Annotated in this window: 19 protein-coding genes; 10 read left to right on the top strand and 9 right to left on the bottom strand. The window is 71.1% G+C overall.

Annotation, left to right across the window (positions count from 1 at the left end):
* The first annotated feature begins 23 nt into the window (after positions 1-23).
* The 3 genes from O7631_RS24025 (at position 24) to O7631_RS24035 (ending at position 2,643) form a co-directional block, all read left to right on the top strand.
* The gene (locus tag O7631_RS24025; protein ID WP_278146295.1) at positions 24-851 is read left to right on the top strand and encodes an ABC transporter permease; all 828 of its coding nucleotides are present in this window, start codon (positions 24-26) and stop codon (positions 849-851) included.
* A complete protein-coding gene (locus O7631_RS24030) occupies positions 848-1,915 on the top strand; it encodes an ABC transporter ATP-binding protein (protein WP_278146296.1) in 1,068 nt (355 codons plus the stop codon). The genes O7631_RS24025 and O7631_RS24030 overlap by 4 nt, the downstream gene beginning before the upstream one ends.
* A 149-nt stretch (positions 1,916-2,064) precedes the next feature.
* Positions 2,065-2,643, top strand: coding sequence for a dihydrofolate reductase family protein (locus O7631_RS24035; RefSeq protein WP_278146297.1), 579 nt, complete (start codon positions 2,065-2,067; stop codon positions 2,641-2,643).
* Here O7631_RS24035 and O7631_RS24040 read toward each other — a convergent pair.
* The 5 genes from O7631_RS24040 to O7631_RS24060 all read right to left on the bottom strand — a co-directional run bounded on the left by O7631_RS24040 (position 2,625) and on the right by O7631_RS24060 (position 6,226).
* Entirely contained in the window at positions 2,625-3,335 is a 711-nt protein-coding gene (locus O7631_RS24040) for a helix-turn-helix domain-containing protein (RefSeq protein WP_278146298.1), read from the bottom strand. The two genes, O7631_RS24035 and O7631_RS24040, sit on opposite strands and share 19 nt — an antisense overlap.
* 84 nt (positions 3,336-3,419) lie before the next feature.
* Positions 3,420-3,833: a type II toxin-antitoxin system Phd/YefM family antitoxin gene (locus tag O7631_RS24045; RefSeq protein ID WP_278146299.1), complete on the bottom strand. Its 414-nt coding sequence runs from the start codon at positions 3,831-3,833 to the stop codon at positions 3,420-3,422.
* 39 nt (positions 3,834-3,872) lie between these two features.
* A complete protein-coding gene (locus tag O7631_RS24050; RefSeq protein WP_278146300.1) occupies positions 3,873-4,445 on the bottom strand; it encodes a GNAT family protein in 573 nt (190 codons plus the stop codon).
* A gap of 80 nt (positions 4,446-4,525) precedes the next feature.
* Positions 4,526-4,966 (bottom strand): hypothetical protein, encoded by a 441-nt coding sequence (locus O7631_RS24055; RefSeq protein WP_278146301.1) that lies wholly within the window; start codon positions 4,964-4,966, stop codon positions 4,526-4,528.
* 33 nt (positions 4,967-4,999) lie between these two features.
* The gene (locus O7631_RS24060) at positions 5,000-6,226 is read right to left on the bottom strand and encodes a mannosyltransferase family protein (protein ID WP_278146302.1); all 1,227 of its coding nucleotides are present in this window, start codon (positions 6,224-6,226) and stop codon (positions 5,000-5,002) included.
* 174 nt (positions 6,227-6,400) lie between these two features.
* Between O7631_RS24060 and O7631_RS24065 the strand changes: the two genes are divergently transcribed.
* The 3 genes from O7631_RS24065 (at position 6,401) to O7631_RS24075 (ending at position 9,061) form a co-directional block, all read left to right on the top strand.
* The gene (locus O7631_RS24065) at positions 6,401-7,960 is read left to right on the top strand and encodes an NAD(P)/FAD-dependent oxidoreductase (RefSeq protein WP_278146303.1); all 1,560 of its coding nucleotides are present in this window, start codon (positions 6,401-6,403) and stop codon (positions 7,958-7,960) included.
* A gap of 118 nt (positions 7,961-8,078) precedes the next feature.
* Positions 8,079-8,597 carry a sigma-70 family RNA polymerase sigma factor gene (locus O7631_RS24070; protein ID WP_278146305.1) on the top strand — a complete coding sequence of 173 codons (519 nt, stop codon included), beginning with the start codon at positions 8,079-8,081 and terminating at the stop codon, positions 8,595-8,597.
* Positions 8,594-9,061 carry a hypothetical protein gene (locus O7631_RS24075; protein WP_278146306.1) on the top strand — a complete coding sequence of 156 codons (468 nt, stop codon included), beginning with the start codon at positions 8,594-8,596 and terminating at the stop codon, positions 9,059-9,061. The genes O7631_RS24070 and O7631_RS24075 overlap by 4 nt, the downstream gene beginning before the upstream one ends.
* A 4-nt stretch (positions 9,062-9,065) precedes the next feature.
* Here O7631_RS24075 and O7631_RS24080 read toward each other — a convergent pair whose 3' ends face one another.
* Entirely contained in the window at positions 9,066-9,563 is a 498-nt protein-coding gene (locus tag O7631_RS24080; RefSeq protein WP_278146307.1) for a YcxB family protein, read from the bottom strand.
* Between the two features lie 88 nt (positions 9,564-9,651).
* On the opposite strand from O7631_RS24080, the gene O7631_RS24085 reads away from it, so the two are divergent.
* Complete coding sequence (locus O7631_RS24085) at positions 9,652-10,593, top strand: PaaX family transcriptional regulator C-terminal domain-containing protein (protein WP_278146308.1); 942 nt, start codon at positions 9,652-9,654, stop codon at positions 10,591-10,593.
* A 171-nt stretch (positions 10,594-10,764) separates the two neighbouring features.
* A complete protein-coding gene (locus tag O7631_RS24090) occupies positions 10,765-11,982 on the top strand; it encodes a cellulose binding domain-containing protein (protein WP_278146309.1) in 1,218 nt (405 codons plus the stop codon).
* Between the two features lie 103 nt (positions 11,983-12,085).
* On the opposite strand, the gene O7631_RS24095 is transcribed toward O7631_RS24090, so the two are convergent.
* Complete coding sequence (locus O7631_RS24095; RefSeq protein ID WP_278146310.1) at positions 12,086-12,901, bottom strand: hypothetical protein; 816 nt, start codon at positions 12,899-12,901, stop codon at positions 12,086-12,088.
* Between the two features lie 46 nt (positions 12,902-12,947).
* Between O7631_RS24095 and O7631_RS24100 the strand changes: the two genes are divergently transcribed.
* Positions 12,948-13,943 (top strand): DUF1152 domain-containing protein, encoded by a 996-nt coding sequence (locus tag O7631_RS24100; RefSeq protein ID WP_278146311.1) that lies wholly within the window; start codon positions 12,948-12,950, stop codon positions 13,941-13,943.
* Positions 13,944-14,007: 64 nt separating this feature from the next.
* Here the strand turns inward: O7631_RS24100 and O7631_RS24105 are convergent, their stop codons facing one another.
* Positions 14,008-14,829 carry an SAM-dependent methyltransferase gene (locus O7631_RS24105; RefSeq protein WP_278146312.1) on the bottom strand — a complete coding sequence of 274 codons (822 nt, stop codon included), beginning with the start codon at positions 14,827-14,829 and terminating at the stop codon, positions 14,008-14,010.
* A gap of 105 nt (positions 14,830-14,934) precedes the next feature.
* Complete coding sequence (locus tag O7631_RS24110; RefSeq protein ID WP_278146313.1) at positions 14,935-15,171, bottom strand: hypothetical protein; 237 nt, start codon at positions 15,169-15,171, stop codon at positions 14,935-14,937.
* A gap of 168 nt (positions 15,172-15,339) precedes the next feature.
* Between O7631_RS24110 and O7631_RS24115 the strand changes: the two genes are divergently transcribed.
* Positions 15,340-18,801, top strand: a complete 3,462-nt coding sequence (locus tag O7631_RS24115) for a ThuA domain-containing protein (protein ID WP_278146314.1) — start codon at positions 15,340-15,342, stop codon at positions 18,799-18,801.
* The last annotated feature ends 40 nt before the right edge of the window (positions 18,802-18,841 follow it).

Here is an 18,841-nt window from a genome sequence, read left to right on the forward strand (position 1 = left end):
GGGGCGGACGGACACCTCGCGAGGTGAGCCGCTCGTCGTCCGCGGAGCGCGGCTCTCGCCCGTCCCGACGGCGGGGGCGGGTGCCGGCGGCGCTGCTGATCCCCGCCGGGTTGGGGCTGCTGTTCCTCGTCCTGCCGTTGGCCGGGCTGGTGATCCGGGCACCGTGGGCGACCCTGCCGGGGCGGCTCACCGAGCCGGGCGCGCTGACCGCGCTGCGGCTGTCGGTGCAGACCGCGACCCTCGCCACAGTGCTCTGCCTGGTGCTCGGGGTGCCGCTGGCCTGGATGCTGGCCCGGGTCGACTTCCCCGGCCGTCGGCTGGTGCGCGCGCTGGTCACCGTGCCGCTGGTGCTGCCGCCGGTGGTCGGTGGGGTGGCGCTGTTGCTGGTCTTCGGTCGGCGTGGGCTGCTCGGCGGTTGGCTCGACGCCACCTTCGGCATCACCCTGCCCTTCACCACCGCGGGTGTCGTGCTGGCCGAGTCGTTCGTCGCCATGCCGTTCCTGGTCATCGCCGTGGAGGGGGCCCTCCGTGCCGCCGACCACCGCTTCGAGGAGGCCGCCGCGACGTTGGGTGCCAGCCGGTGGACCACCTTCACCCATGTGACGCTGCCGCTGGTGTCGCCCGGGCTGGCCGCCGGCGCGGTCCTCTGCTGGGCGCGGGCGCTCGGCGAGTTCGGTGCCACCATCACCTTCGCCGGCAACTATCCCGGCCGGACGCAGACCATGCCACTGGCCGTCTACCTGGCGTTGGAGACCGACCTGGAGTCCGCGATCGTGCTCAGCCTGGTGTTGCTCGTCGTATCCGTCGGCATCCTGGTCGCGCTGCGCGACCGCTGGATGACCAGCGCATGACCTCCCCGCTGCTCGACGCCCGGCTCGTCGTCGACCGGGGTACGTTCCGACTCGACGTGCCGTTACGGGTCGCGCCCGGCGAGGTCGTCGCGCTGCTCGGCCCGAACGGTGCCGGCAAGACCACCGCGCTTCGTGCCCTGGCCGGGCTGCACCCCCTCACCGACGGCCACGTCACGCTCGACGGCGTCGACCTGGACCGTCCGGCGACGCGGGGTTGGGTGCCCACCGAACGCCGGTCGATCGGTGTGGTCTTCCAGGAGTACCTGCTCTTTCCGCACCTGAGCGCTCTGGACAACGTGGCGTTCGGGCCGCGTCGGCACGGTGTCGACCGGCGCACGGCCCGCGCGACGGCCCGGGGCTGGCTCGACCGGGTGGGGCTCGACGGTCAGGCGCACCGTCGCCCCCGGCAGCTCTCCGGTGGCCAGGCACAACGGGTGGCGCTGGCGCGCGCGTTGGCGCTCGCGCCGTCGCTGTTGCTGTTGGACGAGCCGCTCGCGGCCCTGGACGCGCGCACCCGGCTGGAGACCCGCGCCGAGCTGCACCGCCACCTGGCCGCGCACCCGGGCGCGACGCTGCTGGTCACCCACGACCCGCTGGACGCCCTCGCGTTGGCGGACCGGCTGGTCATCGTCGAGGGTGGTCGGGTGGTGCAGGAGGGTGACGGGCCGAGCGTGACCGCCCGTCCGCGCACCGACTACGTCGCCCGGCTGGTGGGGCTGAACCTCTACCGGGGCAGGGCCGACGGTTTCGGGGTACGGGTCGCGCCGGAGCTGACCCTCGCCGTCGCGGACCGGCTGGCCGGTGAGGCGTTCGTGGCGTTCCGGCCGGCGGCGGTGGCCCTGCACCCGAACCGACCGGAGGGCAGCCCGCGCAACACCTGGGCGGGGACGGTGGCCGGCGTCCAGCGGCACGGCGACAACCTGCGGGTGCAGGTGGACGGGCCGATCGAGGTGGCCGCCGACGTCACGCCGGCCGCTGTCGCCCAGTTGCGGCTGATCCCTGGTCAGCGCGTGTGGGTGGCCGTCAAGGCAGCCGAGACGCACGCCTACCCGGCCACCGGCTGATCGCCGGGCCGCCAGCCACCTGGCTCGTGAATTGACGACGAGTCAGCCGCGGCGGTGTGGGCCCCGCTGTCGTTTTCGTCCAAGACGGCCGTCGCGTCCGCCCTCTAGCCTGGGCCCGGCAGCTCGCCCGAGCATGAGGAGACAGCACGATGCGCAACCTGGTCTACACCGGTTTCATGTCGCTGGACGGCGTCGTGGACTCGCCCGGCGGCGGGCCTTCAGAGGAGCACCGCAGCGGCGGGTGGGTGTTCAAGGACCTCGAGTTCGTGCCGGAAGCCTGGTCGCTGAAGGGCGAGGAGCTCATCGACACCACGGCGTTGATGTTCGGCCGTCGCAGCTACGAGGCATTCGCGCCGGTCTGGCCCGGCTCGGAGGACCACGCCGACTACAAGGAGCTGCCCAAGTATGTGGTGTCGACCTCGCTGCCCGACGACGCCATCGTCGACGGGTGGGGGCCGACCACGATTCTGCGCTCGACCGGGGACGTCGCCGCGCTCAAGGAGGGCGACGGCGGTGCGATCTTCATCCACGGGAGCGCGGAGTTGGCTCGGCGGCTGTCCGACGCGGGCCTGATCGACCAGTACAACCTGCTCGTCTTCCCCGTGTTGCTCGGTGCCGGCAAGAGCCTGTTCGGCCGGGCCGACCGGGACAAGCACATGCTGACGCTGCGGGAGTCGGAGAGCTACCCGAACGGGATCCTCAAGCTGGTCTACGACGTCAAGCGGTGATCCAGGTCGAGGGCGATCGCGCCGCCGACCCCCTCGCGCAGTTGCCGGGCCGTGCGGCCGACGTAGGAGCGCAGTGCTCGGGCCAGGTGCGGCTCGTCGAAGTAGTCGAGCTTGACGACGACGTCGGCGGCCGGGTCGCCGGCAGCCAGTAGCTCCGCGGCGGTGCGGGCACGCTCGATCTGCCGAACGGCGCTCTGCGTCAGCCCGGTCGCAGCGCGGAACCGGCGCTCGATCGTGCGCCCCGACACGGCCGGGCGGTGACCCCGCAGCACGTCGACGACGAGCGCGTCACGGACCACGATCCCGGCCCGGACGAGCCGGTCGACCAGAGCCTCGGTGTCGTCGGGCGAGGGCGTCTCCCAGCGTTGCCCGTCCAGCCGGAACGTCCGACGCGTGGTGTCGGGAAGCACGATGCCACCGTCGGTCAGCGCCGAGGTGGGCACGGCCCGCAACGAGGTGCCCACGGCGAACTCGATGCCCGTGAAGGTCGCGCCCTCCGCCACCGCCGCCGTGCCGGTCCGGGTCTCGGGGCCGGTGATGCTCGTGTGTGCCCGGCCGGCCTGTTCCCAGAACACCAGGCCCCACCGCACCCCTGCGACGGACGTCATTGCGGTGACCTGCTCGCTCGTGCAGGTCCAGACGGTGTCGACCCACGGCGAGTCCGATCCGCGCGTCGTGAACCGTAGTCCCACGGGCGAAGGATACGTCGCTGCGTGTTCTGCCGTGGCTCGCCGACGACGGAGCCGATCCCCCGCCACTTGGCGGCGGGGACGCGGTCAGCCGGCGAGCAGGTCGGTGTGCGCGGCACGCAGTCGGGCCAGCGCGGGTTCGCTGCCCGGAATGACGCGGCGATCCAGCTCGGCCCAGGCCTCGGCCAGCGCCGCGCGGACCGCACGCAACTCCGCGGCGTGTCGTTGGCTGCTGCGTCGGTGCTGCTCGTCGAGGCGTCGGGCCCAACCGGCGGTGACGGCGGCGAGCCGGTCGGCGTCGGCGCGGGCCTGTGCACCGCTGCGGGCGGCCGCGGCGGGGACGATTGCGGCGACCGGGCGGGGATCGCCGTCGCGGGTGACGACGGTGACCGCGTCGGTCAGCTCGGCCAGCGCGACGAGCTGGCTGAACCGGGTGCGCGCCTCACGCAGCGGCACGGAACGCGGCGGGTCGGAATGAGGGGTGAGCGCGGGGACGGCCATGAATGCATGGTGTCGCCCGGGTACGACAGAATCCCGTCGTCAGTGGACGGTAGCCGGCGATCCGCTCGCCCCGGCCAACCACTCGTCGGCCAGCACCGACCAGATTTCGAGGTCGATCCGCCCGTGCGGACCGGGCCTGAGCTGGCGGAGGGTGCCGTCGAGGCGTAGACCGAGTCGACGGGCGAGGGCCTTGCTGCGGATGTTGTCGGCGTTGGTCCGCCACTCCACCCGGTGGATGCCGCGCTCGCGGACCGCCCAGTCGACGATCCGGCGGATGGCCGGTGCGACCATGCCCCTGCCCTCGGCCGCCGGCTCCACCCAGCATCCGACCTCGCAGACGCCGTTGGCCGCGTCGAACGAGACGAAGATGACCCCGCCGACGAGGGTGCCCCGCCACCACAGGCCCCACATGCCTCCGCTGTCGCCGGCCCAGCGGTCGGCGTACCGCTGCAACACCGTTCGGGCCGAGGCCAGGTCGGTGGCGGCGAAGGATGGCGAAACCCAGGGTTGGATGTGCTCGCGGGCGCGGTCCATGTGGGCGAGGAACTCCTCGGCCCGCCACGGCTCCAGCGGGCGGAGCTCGACATCCTCGGTCAGCGGCAGGGCGAACACCGGGCCTCCCCGAAGGTGAGTGGGCGACGACGGGTAGCAGACTCGCACAGGATCGCGGTTCGGTCGCGGCCCGGGGCCGCTCACTCCGGCAGGTGGGTACGCAGGGCGGCGAACTGGGCCACGGTCAGGTACGACGGGTTGGCCGCCTGCGGCTGGCGCAGAACCTCCAGGCCGGCGAGCCGGTCGTCGGCGCGTACCAGCTGCCGGGGCAGCCGGTGGTGTTCGGGGAGGATGCGCAGGTCCAGGGGCACCGACCACTGGTGCCCGGGTGGGCCCGGCTCGGCGGCACCGGTGAGCCGGCCGATCCCCCACACCCCGTAGCGCAACCGTTGGCGGCTGCCGCTGGCCCAGAAGACCACGGCCTGCCCGGCGCTCATCATCCGCGCCCGGTAGCCGGGGCGTACGCACCAGGAGGTCACCAGCGGGTCCCGGGCGAAGCGGTCGGCGAGGTCGACGCCGTCGGCGTTGCCCTTGATCAGCCAGGCGCCCAGGTCGTCGAGGCGTACCCGCGGCTCGGTCATCCGCCTATCCTGCCCCGGCCACAGCCGACGCAATCAGATGATGATGTGGGTCCAGTAGCTGAGCCACAGCACGAACAGCACTCCCTGCACCACGGCGAGTGTCGCGGTCAGCCAGACGTCGACGCCGGCGTGGCGAGCCCAGCGGGCCAGGACCAGCGCCACCGGGAACGCGGCGAGCAGGTAGCGCAGCAGGCTCTTGTACACCGCCGGGCCCATCGACAGCGGCACGAGCACCATGAGTACGCCGTACACCAGGTAGGGCAGTTCCCGACGGCGGAACCCGGCGGCCAGCACGACCAGCACGGCCACGGCGAACCAGACCCGGGCGGCGTCGCGGGGCTCTCCGACCAGCCCGTGCCACAGCACCGGCAGCGGGTTCTGCACCCTGATCCCCCACCCGGTCTCCTGGGCGTGCTGGTAGGCGAACCAGTCGCCGCCGCGCCACCGGCAGTACGCCATGAAGGTGAACCATCCGGCGGGCAGGAGCAGCAGCGGCCAGCCGATCCGTAGGTAGCCGAGCAGGGCGCGGGGGCCGAGCCGCCAGTCGTGCTGACGGAGCAGTACGAGGGCCAACGGCAGCGCCACGAGCAGGCCGACGGACCGGCTCATCGCCAGGAAGTAGCCGATGACGCCGACGAGCAGCCAGCGGCTCCGCTCGGCGTGGTAGAAGGCGGCCAGCGCGAGACAGACGAAGAGCGACTCGGTCAGCGCGGCCTGGAACAGGAACGCCGTCGGCAGCAGTACCAGGTACCTGGTGAACCGGCGGGCCGAATCCGTGTCGCCGAGCAGCAGTTCGGCGAGTCGGTAGCCGTACCAGAGGGCCAGCAGGAAGGCGACGTTGCTGATCAGCAGCAGGGCGAGGGCGGTGTCGCCGCCGAGCAGCGCGCCGACCGGGCGGGCCAGGAACGGGTACAGCAGGGGGAAGCCGAAGTCCCGCCACGGTCCGGTCAGGGGCAGCTCGGTCAGCCGCAGGTAGAGCAGCGAGTCCCAGGCGAACCAGAACGAGATCCACCGGTGCCCGGAGATGTCCCGCTGCTGGGCCCACATCAGCGCCTCGTCCGCCGGGGGCGCGCCGGGGATGCCGTCCCAGGCGTGCAGGACCAGCAGACCGAGCACTGTCAGCAGCAGCTTCGCGCCGAGGAACAGGCCGATCACGTACGCCCAAGGCGGCGGCACCCGGCGGGCCAGGCGGGCTGCGATGTGGCCGGCCGCGACAGTGCGCGCGGCCAGCGTCGCCGCGCCGCCTCGCCACCGGTGCATCCGCCCCGCTCCCCCGGTCCCCCGGCCCGCTCGTCGCGCGCGGGTGTCGCCCCTCCCGTTGTACGCCGCCGCAGGCCAGGCCGACGCGGAATCACCCAGGATAAGGGTGACAATCGGTGCAGAACGGGTACGCGCCGCACCTCAACCATGACGGTGGGCAGGGAGCGCGGCACCATGAACGAGCAGCACGGCACGGTGGTCATCGGCGCGGGGCCGGCAGGGCTCACGGCCGCGTACGAGCTGCTCCGGCACGGCCTGCCGGTCCAGGTGTTCGAGGCCGACGAGGTGGTCGGCGGGATCAGCCGGACCGTGGAACGCGACGGGTGGCGGTTCGACATCGGCGGGCACCGGTTCTTCACGAAGGTGCCCCGGGTGGAGGCGTTCTGGCACGAGATCCTGCCGGACGAGGACTTCCTGACCCGACCCCGGATGAGCCGGATCTTCTACCGGGGCGCGTTGTTCAACTACCCGCTCAGCGCCGTGAACGCGCTGCGCAACCTGGGGCTGCCGGAGGCGGCCCGCTGCCTCGGCTCGTACGCCCGGGCCCGACTACGCCCGCCCCGGGACCAGTCGCACTTCGAGGGCTGGGTGTCGGCCCGGTTCGGCTGGCGGCTGTACTCGATCTTCTTCAAGACGTACACCGAGAAGGTCTGGGGAATGCCGGCGGACCGGTTGCAGGCCGACTGGGCCGCACAGCGGATCAAGAACCTGTCGCTGGCCACCGCCATCCGTAACGCGCTGCTGCCCAGCCGCCGGCGCACCGACGTGACCAGCCTGATCGAGCAGTTCCAGTACCCGAAGTACGGGCCGGGCATGATGTGGGAACGCTGCGCCGAGCAGGTCCGCAAGCGTGGCGGGCAGCTGTCGACGGGCACCTGGGTCACCGCCGTGCACCGCGACCCGAAGCGACGGCGGGCCATCAGCGTGACCGTCGACGGCGCGGGCGGGCAGCGCACCCAACCGGCCGACCACGTCATCTCCTCCATGCCGATCTCGGAACTGGTGGCCGCGCTGCGCCCGCCGCCGCCCCCGGAGGTGCTGGCCTGCGCCGCCGACCTGCGCTACCGCGACTTCCTGACCGTCGCGCTGGTGGTGCCGGCGGAGTTCTCGTTCCCGGACAACTGGATCTACGTGCACGACCCGGGGGTACGGGTGGGCCGGATCCAGAACTTCGGCTCCTGGTCGCCGTACCTCGTCAAAGACGGCCGCACCTGCCTGGGCCTGGAGTACTTCGTGTTCGAGGGCGACGAGATGTGGCGTACCCCCGATGCCGACCTCGTGGCGTTGGCGACCGCGGAGCTGGAGCGGTTGGGGTTGGTCCGACCCGGTGTGGTGGAGGCCGGCTACGTCGTGCGCATGCCGAAGGCCTACCCGGTGTACGACGAGCGCTACCAGCACAACGTGGACGTGATCCGGGAGTGGCTGGCCGGGGCGGTGCCGAACGTGCACCCGGTGGGCCGCAACGGCATGCACCGCTACAACAACCAGGACCACTCGATGCTCACCGCGATGCTCACCGCCGAGAACATCGCCACCGGCAGTACGCACGACGTCTGGTCGGTCAACGTCGAGCAGGACTACCACGAGGAATCCGCCGGCGGCGACGGCCGGCGGGGCACCGGCCGGGACGCCCCGGTGCTGCCCAGTCGCATCGTGGCCGCCCCGATCACGGCACCCGTCGGGGTCCGTGCCGCCGACGACGGCGACCGGTCCGCGCAGGCGCCGCTGGTCTGACGAGGGGTACGCCTCCGACCGGTAGTGCCCGGGTCGTCGACACGCCGCCCTGCGATTGTGGTGGCCGGACGTGAACCTGCCGGGCCCTCACGCCGACTGAACAGGCGAAGGAGGGCCGATGAGCGATGAGTTGCTGGTGGTCCGCTGTCAGCTCGGTGAGCGGGAGGCGTTCGCCGAGCTGGTGCAGGGCTGGCATCCGGCGGTCGAGCGGTACGTCGGGCGGATGCTCGGCGGGTCCGACGACGACGTGGTGCAGGAGATCTGGTTGGCGGTGTTCCGGGGGTTGCCGAAGCTGCGGCAGCCGGACCGGTTCACCCCGTGGTTGTTCGCCATTGCCCGTCGGGCCGTGATGAACCGGCTGCGGGCCGCGTACGCGCGTCCAGATCCCGAGCCGATCGACGACCTGCCGGGCGACGACGAGGCCGAGGAGATCGTCAACCGGGAGACGTTGGCCGGTGCGCTGGCGGCGCTACCCGTCCGGGAACGGGAGGTGCTCTTCCTCTTCTACCTGGAGGATCTGCCGCTGGACGCCTGCGCGCAGATCTGCGCCGTACCCGTCGGCACCGTCAAGTCGCGGCTCAACCGGGCCCGCAGGTTGTTACGCAACGAACTGGTACGGAAGGGGTACGAGGCATGACGCCGGAAGAGGTGCTGGCGCGACTCGACGCGCCGCTGTCGCTGCGCAGGCGGGTCGGTTACCTGGCCGTGGCTCTCGCCGGTCTGACCGGGAGCGCCCTCATCGGCCTGCTCTGGGCAACCGAGCCCGGGTTGCCGCCGCGCACGGCCGCGGCCTTCGCGGTCCTGGTGGCGATCGGCCTGTGCTGGGCGGTGTTCGGCGGTTGGGCCGTGACCCGACGGACCTCGTTGTTCGCCCAGGACCGGGTGGTCGCCGGATGGCTCGGCCTCGGCGCGTGGCTGGTGTTCACGGCCGGCGCGGGGGTCATCACAGTGCCGCGACACAAGCTCGAACCGTCGCTGCTGGCCGTCGTGCTCACGCTGGGCATGGTGGCGGTGGTGAACCTGTGGGCGGCTCGCCGGGCGAGAGCGGCACTGCTGCGCCGCCGGGACCTGTTGGCCGGGGCGACGACGCGCGACGAGTGACCCGTCAGCGCCGTTCGAGCAGGCCGCGCTCGGTCATGTAGGTCCGCAGCGTCTCGGCGTCCTCGGCGGTCATCAGCCAACGGGGGATCACGGTCGCCGGCATCCGGTCGACGTACACGATCCAGAAGTCCGGGGTGTCCTTCACCCGCGTGACCCCGTCCCAGGCGATGCCGCCGGACTCCGAGCCGCTGCGCATCATGATGTTGTCGTCGGTGATGTCGTAGGCGCCGTCGACGGCGTAACCACCGGACCGGCGGCGGGCGCGCCAGCGCACCCAGGGCAGGAACAGCATCGACAGCACGCCGGCCAGGACCAGCGTCGTCCACAGCCCGGTGGTTCGCTCACCGGCCGCCGAACCCCGCGTGACGGCGAAACCGATCACCCCGACCGCCGCCAGCGCCGCACCGATGTAGAGGAACCGGCGCAGGCGGACACCGCCGAGCGCGGCGGCCACCCGGCCGGGATAGGCGGGATCGGCTGGTACGTCGAAACGGATGTGCACGCCAGAACGATAGTGCCCCCGTTCGCGCCCGACGTTCTCAGACACCCGCCGGCCGCGTCCCGACCACCGGGTGAGGCAGTCTGGAATGGTGAACGTCCACGAGCCCGCCGACGACGTCCGGGTGCCCCGAGCCCAGGTCGGGTCCAGTCCGCAGCACCTGCTGGCGACAGTGCTCGGCGAGTATCTCGACTCCTCGGACGCCGACCTGCCGTCGGCGGCGGTCATCGCGATCCTGCGGGAGTTCGGCATCAGCGAACCCAGTGCCCGCTCCGCCCTGTCCCGTCTGGTGAAGCGTGGTCTCATCGCGACCCGGGGGAACGGACGGCCGCCGGTCTACCACCTCACACCGTGGGCGATCGCCCGGCACCGCTCCCGGATGCGGCACTTCCTGACCTTCGGGGCCCACCCGCCGCAGTGGACCGGCGCATGGGTGCAGGCGTCCTTCTCGATCCCGAGCTCCGGCCAGAACGCCCGGCACGCGGTCCGCAGGTCGTTGGGCGCACTCGGGTTCGTGGGCCTGTACGACAGCGTGTGGATCCGGCCGGGGTCCGACGCCGCTCCGGCACGGGAGGCGCTCGACGACCTGTTGCGCCACGTCGCGGGCGCCCGGTGGTCGGTCCTGCACGTCCGGTTCGACGAGGAGTCCGGGCCACACGGTCCGGCCTCCGCGTACGACCTGACCAGCCTCGCGTCGGCGTACTCGGATTTTATCGAGCGGTACGCGGACCTGCGGGTGGCCGCCCGCGACGGGACGCTCGACGCCGCCGGGGCGTTGGTGGCGCGGACGTCGGCGATGGATTCCTGGCGCCGGTTCGCGGACATCGACCCGGACCTGCCCGAGCATCTGCTGCCGCAGCCCTGGCCTCGCCGACGGGCCCGGGAGACCTTCCTGGACATCCACTCCGCGCTCGGTTCGCTGGCCCAGGCGCGTCTCGTCGAGGTGGCCACCCCGCACTGGCCGGACGCCGCCTCGTGGGTCACGCACTTCCAGGCTTCGAGGGACGAGCCGACCACAGACCCCTCGCATTGACACTTATCGTTGCGCCGGTGATAGTAACTGCACACAGCTCCCGCCGCGTCGCCGGGTGGTGGACCCCGCCCACCTCCACCCGGCCTGCGGCCAACGCCACCACCCCTGGTCGGACGTAAACGGACGTCCGCAGCGGCCGGGAGCACCGTCGCGACATCCGCTGGAGGGCGAATGAGAAGAAGTTCGAAGATCTCCGTGGGCCTGGCGGCCATCCTCGTCCCGGTCACCTCGATGATCATGGCGGTGGGCGTGACGCCGGCCAACGCCGCGATCGGCGGATCCGGTCCCTATCCGGCCGACTACGAGACATCGGCCAGCCTGGCCAACCACACCATCTTCCGGCCCCAGAACCTCCCGACCGAGCGCCTTCCCGTCGTCGCCTGGGGCAACGGCGGCTGCTCGGGCAACGGGCTCTCCCAGGGCAACTTCCTCCGCGAGATCGCCTCCCACGGTTTCCTCGCCATCGCCAACGGGGCACCGAACGGCTCCGGCTCCACCACGTCGCAGATGCTCACCCAGTCCATCGACTGGGCGTTCGCGGAGAACGCCCGACAGGGCAGCAAGTACTACAACAAGATCGACACCACGAAGGTCGCCGTCGCGGGCTTCTCCTGCGGAGGCCTGGAGGCGTACGCCGTCTCCAACGACCCGCGTGTCACCACGACCGGCATCTTCAGCAGCGGTCTGCTGAACGACGCCGACGACTACCAACTCCGGAGGCTGACCAAGCCGATCGCCTACTTCGTCGGCGGCCCCAGCGACATCGCCTACCCGAACGCCATGGACGACTGGGGCAAACTACCGGCCGGGCTGCCCGCCTTCATGGGCAACCTGAACGTCGGACACGGCGGCACCTACGACCAGACCAACGGCGGCGAGTTCGGCCGGGTCGCGACGCTGTACTTCAAGTGGCGCCTCAAGGGTGACAACACCGCCGGCACCAACTTCGTCAGCGCCAACTGCGGGCTCTGCCGCACCCAGTGGACCGTCCAGCAGAAGAACCTGACGCTCGACGAAACCCCGCCGCCCACGACGCCTCCACCCACCACCCCGCCGCCGACCACCCCGCCGCCGACGACCCCGCCGCCCAGCGGTGGTGCCTGCACCGCGGTCTACGCCGTCCAGGACCAGTGGAACGGCGGATTCGTCGCCAACGTCAGCGTCACCGCCGGCACCGCCGCCCTGACCGGCTGGCGGGTCACCCTCACCCTGCCCAGCGGGGCGGCGGTCACCTCGCTGTGGAACGGCGTCGCCAGCGGCACCAGCGGCACCGTCACCGTCGCCAACCAGAGCTACAACGGGCGCCTGGCCGCCGGCCAGGGCACCAGTTTCGGATTCCAGGGCACCGGAAACGGCAGCGGCACCACCGCCACCTGTACCGGAAGCTGACACCGCTCGGCGGGCCGGCGCATCGACGCCGGTCCGCCGAGCAGGACCCGATCTCGCCGGCCGCGGTCAGGGACGGCAGTGGTCCCGACCTGCTCGCCGACTCTCAGTGCGACAAACGCGTGCAGTGGGCGACCGTGGCGTCGTCCGGCACCCGGAAGTCGGAGCCACCGCCCGCGGCTTCGGCCTGTCGGACACGACGGATGACACCGGTCGGGCCTTCGGCGGTGAGCAGTTCCAGCACGCCGGGCCAGTCGGTCACGGCATAGGGGCTGACGATCCGGCTGGCGCCGTTGCTGAACAGCGCGACCCCGTCGAGGTCGTCGAGAGGCCTGCTGCCGGTCACCGCTTCCCGGGCCGCGCGCGGGTCGTCCTTGGCGATCCAGTACCCGCCATCCTGGTTTCGGCGGGCGCGCAGTTCTTCGGCACAGGAGTCGCGGACGCGGTCGTACTCCGGGGTTCCCGGTGCGAGACCGTCCAGGGGCGTCGAGCATTCCCGCCTGGCGGTGACCTCACGGTCGTCGGTGATCACGTGAGGGCTGCCGCCGGCCAGATCGAGGACGAGAATGGAGTCCGCGAGCAGGAGATAGTCCAGGCTGTCCCGGTTGACGCGGAGCACCGCAACGGTGGCCTGAGGGCTGCGGGGATCGGCGATGTCGCACGTGTCGCGGTGCGCGGCGGCCGTCTCGCCGATGGCGCCGGCGAGGACCGCCGCGAGATCTCGCCCGTCGTCGTACGACAGGTGCCCGAGCAGCGCGGCGCCGAGGTGGCGCGTGTACCAGACGACACCATGGGAGCAGAGCGACTCGGCCTCCGGAATGCCGGCACCGTCGAGCAGGACGACGGCACCGGGTACCGCGCCGACGAAGTCCTCGTTCGGTCGACCGGGCCTACCGGCGCTCGTCGCCAGGCTGACGTACACCGTGTGCGCTCCTCTCTCTGGACTGGACACCACTCATCATTGAGCGGTGACGACCCCTGCCGCACTGCCTACCGATCTCGGTGTGTTCTCGTTGGCTGTACCCCCACTGTTCGCCGCGCTGGCCCCGGCGCGGAACGTCCTCATCGCCGGGGCGGGCGGTGGCTTCGACGTGTACGCGGGCCTGCCGTTGGCACTCGCCCTGTGGCGCGGCGGCACACACGTGCACCTGGCCAGTCTGTCCTTCTCGGAACTCGAACTGATCGACCAGGACGCGTGGAGCGCGGAGCACGTCGCTGCCGTGCGGCCGGGCACCACCAGCCCGGACTGGTACTTCCCCGAACGGACGCTCGCCCGGTGGCTGGCGGCCCAGGAACTGCCGTCGACCGTGTACGCCTTCCCACCGCTCGGTGTCCAACCGCTCCGGGCCGCGTACCGGCACCTGGTCGAGAAACTCGACATCGACGCGGTCGTGCTTGTCGACGGCGGCACCGACATCCTGCTGCACGGCGACGAGAGCAATCTCGGCACGCCGGTGGAGGACATCACCAGCCTGGCGGCGGTGACCGCGCTGGACGTCCCGATCAAGCTGGTGACCAGCCTCGGCTTCGGCATCGACGCCTACGACGGCGTCAACCACGTCGAGGTGCTGGAGAACCTCGCCGCGCTCGACCGCGACGGCGGCTACCTCGGTGCCCTGTCCATCCCCGGTTCCAGCCGGGAGGCAGCGCTGTACCGCGATGCTGTCGCCGACGCCCAGGCCGCCACCCCGGACCGGCCGAGCATCGTGCAGGGACAGATCGCCGCCGCCACCAGCGGCGCGTTCGGAGACGTCCGGTTCACTCGGCGTACCGGCGGTGGGGACCTGTTCGTCAACCCGCTGATGGCGATGTACTTCACGGTCGACCTCGACAAACTCGCCGCCCGATGCCTGTACCTCGACCGCATCGAGAACACCGTCGGCAGACGGCAGGTCATCACGCGCATCCAAGCCTTCCGCGAGGAGCTTCTGAACACCCGCATTCCCCGCGCGTTCCCGCACTGAGGGCCGCCTGGCCCTCGCGCTTCACTCCGCCAGGTCCGCCGAGCGGCGAACGTGGGGCTCTCGGTCAGGGTTTGCGGGCGACCGCGCCGTAGATGGAGGCGTCGGCCAGTGGCGGTCGCTGCTCCGGTGGCACCTGCGGCCGCCACTCGGTGACCGGGACGATGCCCGGCTCGGCCACCTCCAGACCGGTGAAGAAGCGGGCGAACTCGGCGAGGTCGCGCGGCACGGCGTCCTGCTTCATCCGGCCGGCGGCGAACTCGGCCTCCATCCGCCTGACGATCTCGACGGGGATGTGGTCGGTGGTGAAGTGGGTCAGGGCGAGCCAGCTCCCCGACGGCAGCGCGTCGAGCAGCCGGGCGACCTGCTCGTGCGGGCGGTCGTCGTCGGTGAGGAAGTGCGTCACGGCGATCAGCACCAGGGCCACCGGCTGGGACAGGTCCAGCGTGGCGTGCAACTGCGGGTCGGCGAGGATCTTCTCCGGGTCGCGCAGGTCGGCGTCGAGGTAGGCGGTGGCACCGGACGGATCGCTGGTCAGCAGCGCGCGGGCGTGGACCAGCACCATCGGGTCGTTGTCGACGTAGACCACCCGGGACTCGGGGGCAACGGACTGCGCCGCCTCGTGGGTGTTGTCCGCGCTCGGGATGCCAGTGCCGATGTCGAGGAACTGTCGGACGCCGGCCTCCTGGGCGAGGAACCGCACCGCCCGGCCGAGGAAGGCCCGATTCTCTCGGGCGAGGGTGCGTACCCCGGGGTAGACGGCGGCGATCTGGTCGCCGGACTCCCGGTCGACGGCGAAGTTGTCCTTGCCGCCGAGCCAGTAGTTGTAGCGGCGGGCCGGGTGCACCACTGTCGTGTCGATCCGGTCCGACGGTGCTGGTGTCGTCACGTGAGACCTCCCCAGGTCGACCGCCACCGATCGTAGGGGAAGAGCTCCGCTGTGGTGACCCCTCGCCAACCCGTTCGGCGCGGCGGTGCACGCGCGTCCTCCGGCCTACCAGCCCTTGTGGAACATCGTCCACGCCGCGCCGGCGGTCACCATCAGCCCGAGGAGGACCGCGATCGGAACCGATCCCTCCCCGAGGGAACTGGTACGGCCGAGGCCGTTCGCATAGATGAAGGCACCCATGGCGGCACCCGTGGCCAGACCGATGGCGATCGCGAGCGCGGGTCGACGGGCACCTCGTGACCGGGCCGGCTCCTTGTGGGTGTGGCTCTCGTCGAGGGTCATGTCCGGCCGGTACCCCGTTGGCGGCACGAAGACACCCCCTCATCTTGGGACTGAGCCAGGAAACCGCTTACCCCCGCGCTATTGACGCTCGTCACTGGCTGTCAGTAGCGTGGTGCGGGCAGCGAGAAAGCGCTTTCCGACCCTCACCGTCCTACAGGGAGCGCCCCCATGCCCCGACACCTCCGTTCGCTCTGCCTCATCCTGCTCGCCGTCATTGCCGTGGTGAGCACCACCACCGCCCTGCCCGCCGAGGCCGCGCCCCGCTTCCGAGTGCTGGTCTTCTCCAAGATCACGAACTTCTACCACGACTCGATTCCGGCTGGCATCGCCGCCATCCAGCAACTCGGCGCCGCGCACAACTTCGAGGTCGTCGCCACCACCGACGCCGCCGCGTTCACCGACGCCAACCTCGCCACCTTCGACGCCCTGGTCTTCAACAACACCAACTCGCTCCCCACCTCGGGTGACCTGCTCAACGCCAGCCAGCGGGCCGCGTTGCAGACCTTCATCCGCAACGGCGGCGGCTGGGCCGGCCTGCACGCCGCCTCGGCCAGCGAACGCGACTGGCAGTGGTACGAGGGCCTGGTCGGCACGATCTTCGACTACCACCCGGACTTCTCGTCCACCGGCGGCACGTTCCCCGGCCGCGTCAAGGTGCTCGACCGTGCGCACCCCTCCACCCGCAACCTGCCGGAGCTCTGGGAGCAGAGCGAGGAGTGGTACAACTGGCGGACCAACCCGACCGGCAAGGTGCACACCCTCGCGCAGATCAAGGTGCGCGACGGGATCAACGGGCTGGACGAGGGCGTCGACCACGCATACTCCTGGTGCCAGCACTACGACGGTGGCCGGTCCTGGTTCACCGCCGGCGGGCACGCCAGCTCGCAGTTCAGCAGCGCGACCTTCCTGGAGCACCTGCGCTACGGCATCGAGTGGGCCGCCGGCGCGGTGGCCGGCGACTGCTCGGCCACGAAGACCAGCAACTTCGAACGGGTGGGTCTGGTCACCGAGAACCTGGCCGACCCGTTCGAGTTGGCCGTCGCCCCGGACCGGAAGGTCTACTACATCCAGCGCACCGGCGCGCTGAAGGTGGTCAACCAGGACACGCTCCAGGTCACCACGCTGCTCGACTTCGCGTACACCTCGGCGATGACCGACCAGTCCGACGGGCTTCTCGGGATGACCCTGGACCGCAACTTCGCCAGCAACGGCTGGATCTACCTGCTCTGGTCGGACAAGACCCTCAAACAGCTCAACCTGTCCCGCTTCACGGTCGCCAACAACAGCGTCGCGCTCTCCTCGGAGAAACGCCTGCTGACCATCCCCACCTACCGGGGTGAGGGCCGGGCCAACTCGCACATGGGCGGCTCGCTGGCCATGGACGGGGCCGGGCGACTCTATGCGGCGATCGGCGACAACACCGACCCGTTCGCCTCCAGCGGCTACACCCCCATCGACGAGCGCTCCGGCCGGGCCGCCTGGGACGCCCAGGGCACCGCCGGCAACACCAACGACCTGCGCGGCAAGATCCTGCGGATCACCCCGCAGTCCGACGGTACGTACACAGTGCCCACCGGCAACCTCTTCGCCCCCGGCACCGCGAGGACCCGGCCGGAGATCTACGCGATGGGCATGCGCAACCCGTTCCGGATCACCATCGAGCCGCAGACCAACGCGGTGCTCGTAGCCGACTACGGCCCGGACGCGCGCGCCGCCGACGCCAACCGCGGCCCGGAGGGGACCGTCGAGTTCAACCGGATCACCGCGGCCGGCAACTACGGTTGGCCGTACTGCGTGGGCAACAACATCCCGTTCAACGACTACAACTTCGCCACCAACACCTCGGGCGCGAAGTTCAACTGCGGCGCACCGGTCAACAACTCCCCCAACAACACCGGTCTGACCAACCTGCCGGCGTCGAAGTCGGCGCTGGTCTGGTACGCGTACTCCGCGTCCACCCAGTTCCCGGAGCTGGGCACCGGCGGTGGCGGGCCGATGAGCGGCCCGGTCTACGACTACGACCCGGCCAACACCCGCACCACCAAGTTCCCGGAGTACTTCGAGGGCAAGTGGATCACCTATGAGCTGACGCGCAGGTGGTTCAAGACGCTCTCCATCCACAAGACGGCGCAGACGTTCAGCAACGCGCGCTTCGGACCGACCGCCGTCGGTGACCTCCAGTCGATCAACGGCATCTTCGACACCATGAGCTGGATCCAGCCCTTCGAGGCGGAGTTCGGCCCGGACGGCTCGCTCTACGTCATCGACTTCGGCGAGGGCACCGGTAGTGGTCGCGGCGGCAGCAACGCCGGGGCGGGCATCTACCGGATCGACTACGTGGCGAACGGCCGACCACCGACCGCGAAGATCGCCGCCACCCCGGACAGCGGACGCGCGCCGCTCACTGTCAGCTTCTCCTCGGCCGGCACGACGGCGGGTGACGGCACGGCGCTCAGCTACGCCTGGGACTTCACCAACGACGGCACCACCGACTCGACCGCCGCGAACCCGAGCTTCACCTACAGCAACGCCGGCAAGTACACGGCGCGCTTGACCGTCCGCAACAGCGGCAACGGGCTGACCGCGACCGCGGTCACCGACGTGGTGGTCGGCAACACCCGACCGACGGTGACCCTCAGCGTGCCCGACGGCGGTTTCTTCGACTTCGGCGACAAGATCCCGTTCACGGTGACGGTCACCGATCCGGAGGACACCACAGTCGACTGCGGCAAGGTGACAGTGCAGACGCAGCTCGGCCACGACTCGCACGCCCACCCGTTGGACGTCTACACCGGCTGCTCGGGGCTGCTCTCCACGGAGGCGGACGCCGGTGACGGGCACGGGCCGGGGCAGAACCTCTACACCCTGATCACCGCCCAGTACACCGACGGGGGCGCGGCCGGCGCACCGGCGCTGACCGGCTCGACCCGCGTGCAGTTGCAGCCCAAGAGCAAGGAGGCCGAGCACTTCAGCGCCCAGTCCGGCGTCACTGTCAACGAACGGGCCACCGCCCGCGCCGGCAAGCGTCTCGGCGACGTCGACCACAACGACTGGGTCGCGTACGGGCCAGTGGACCTGCGCAACATCGGCTCGGTGACCCTCGGGCTGACCAACGGCGGTCTCGGTGGCACCATCGAACTGCGCACCGGCTCGCCGACCGGCACGCTGATCGGCACGGCCGCCATCGCCTCGACCGGCGGGTGGGACAACCTGGTCTCCCCCACCGTCACGCTGACCAACAAGCCGACGGGCACCACCACCCTGTACGCGAAGTTCGTCAACACCGCCCAGACCGGCGGCACCCCCGACCTGGTCGCATTGGACTGGCTGCGGTTCAACGGCGCCGGGGTCAAACAGGAACCGGGCGGGACCCTGTCTCTGGCGGCGAACCCGGCCAGCGGCACCGGGACGCTGAACACCACGCTCACCGCCACCGCGACAGCGCCGTCCGGGCAGAGCATCACCGACTACGCGTGGGACTTCGGCGACAACAGCGCCATCACCCACGGGGCGACGCTGCGGTCGATCGCTCACACGTACCCCCGCAAGGGCATCTACACCGCCCGGGTGACGACCACCTACACGAGTGGGGAGACCCGCTCGATCAACCTGACCGTCACGGTCAACTGATCGCGGAGCGGTGGCGGGCGGGGTCCACCCCGCCCGTCGC

The sequence above is a fragment of the Micromonospora sp. WMMD967 genome, from assembly GCF_029626165.1.
GTDB lineage: Bacteria > Actinomycetota > Actinomycetes > Mycobacteriales > Micromonosporaceae > Micromonospora > Micromonospora taraxaci.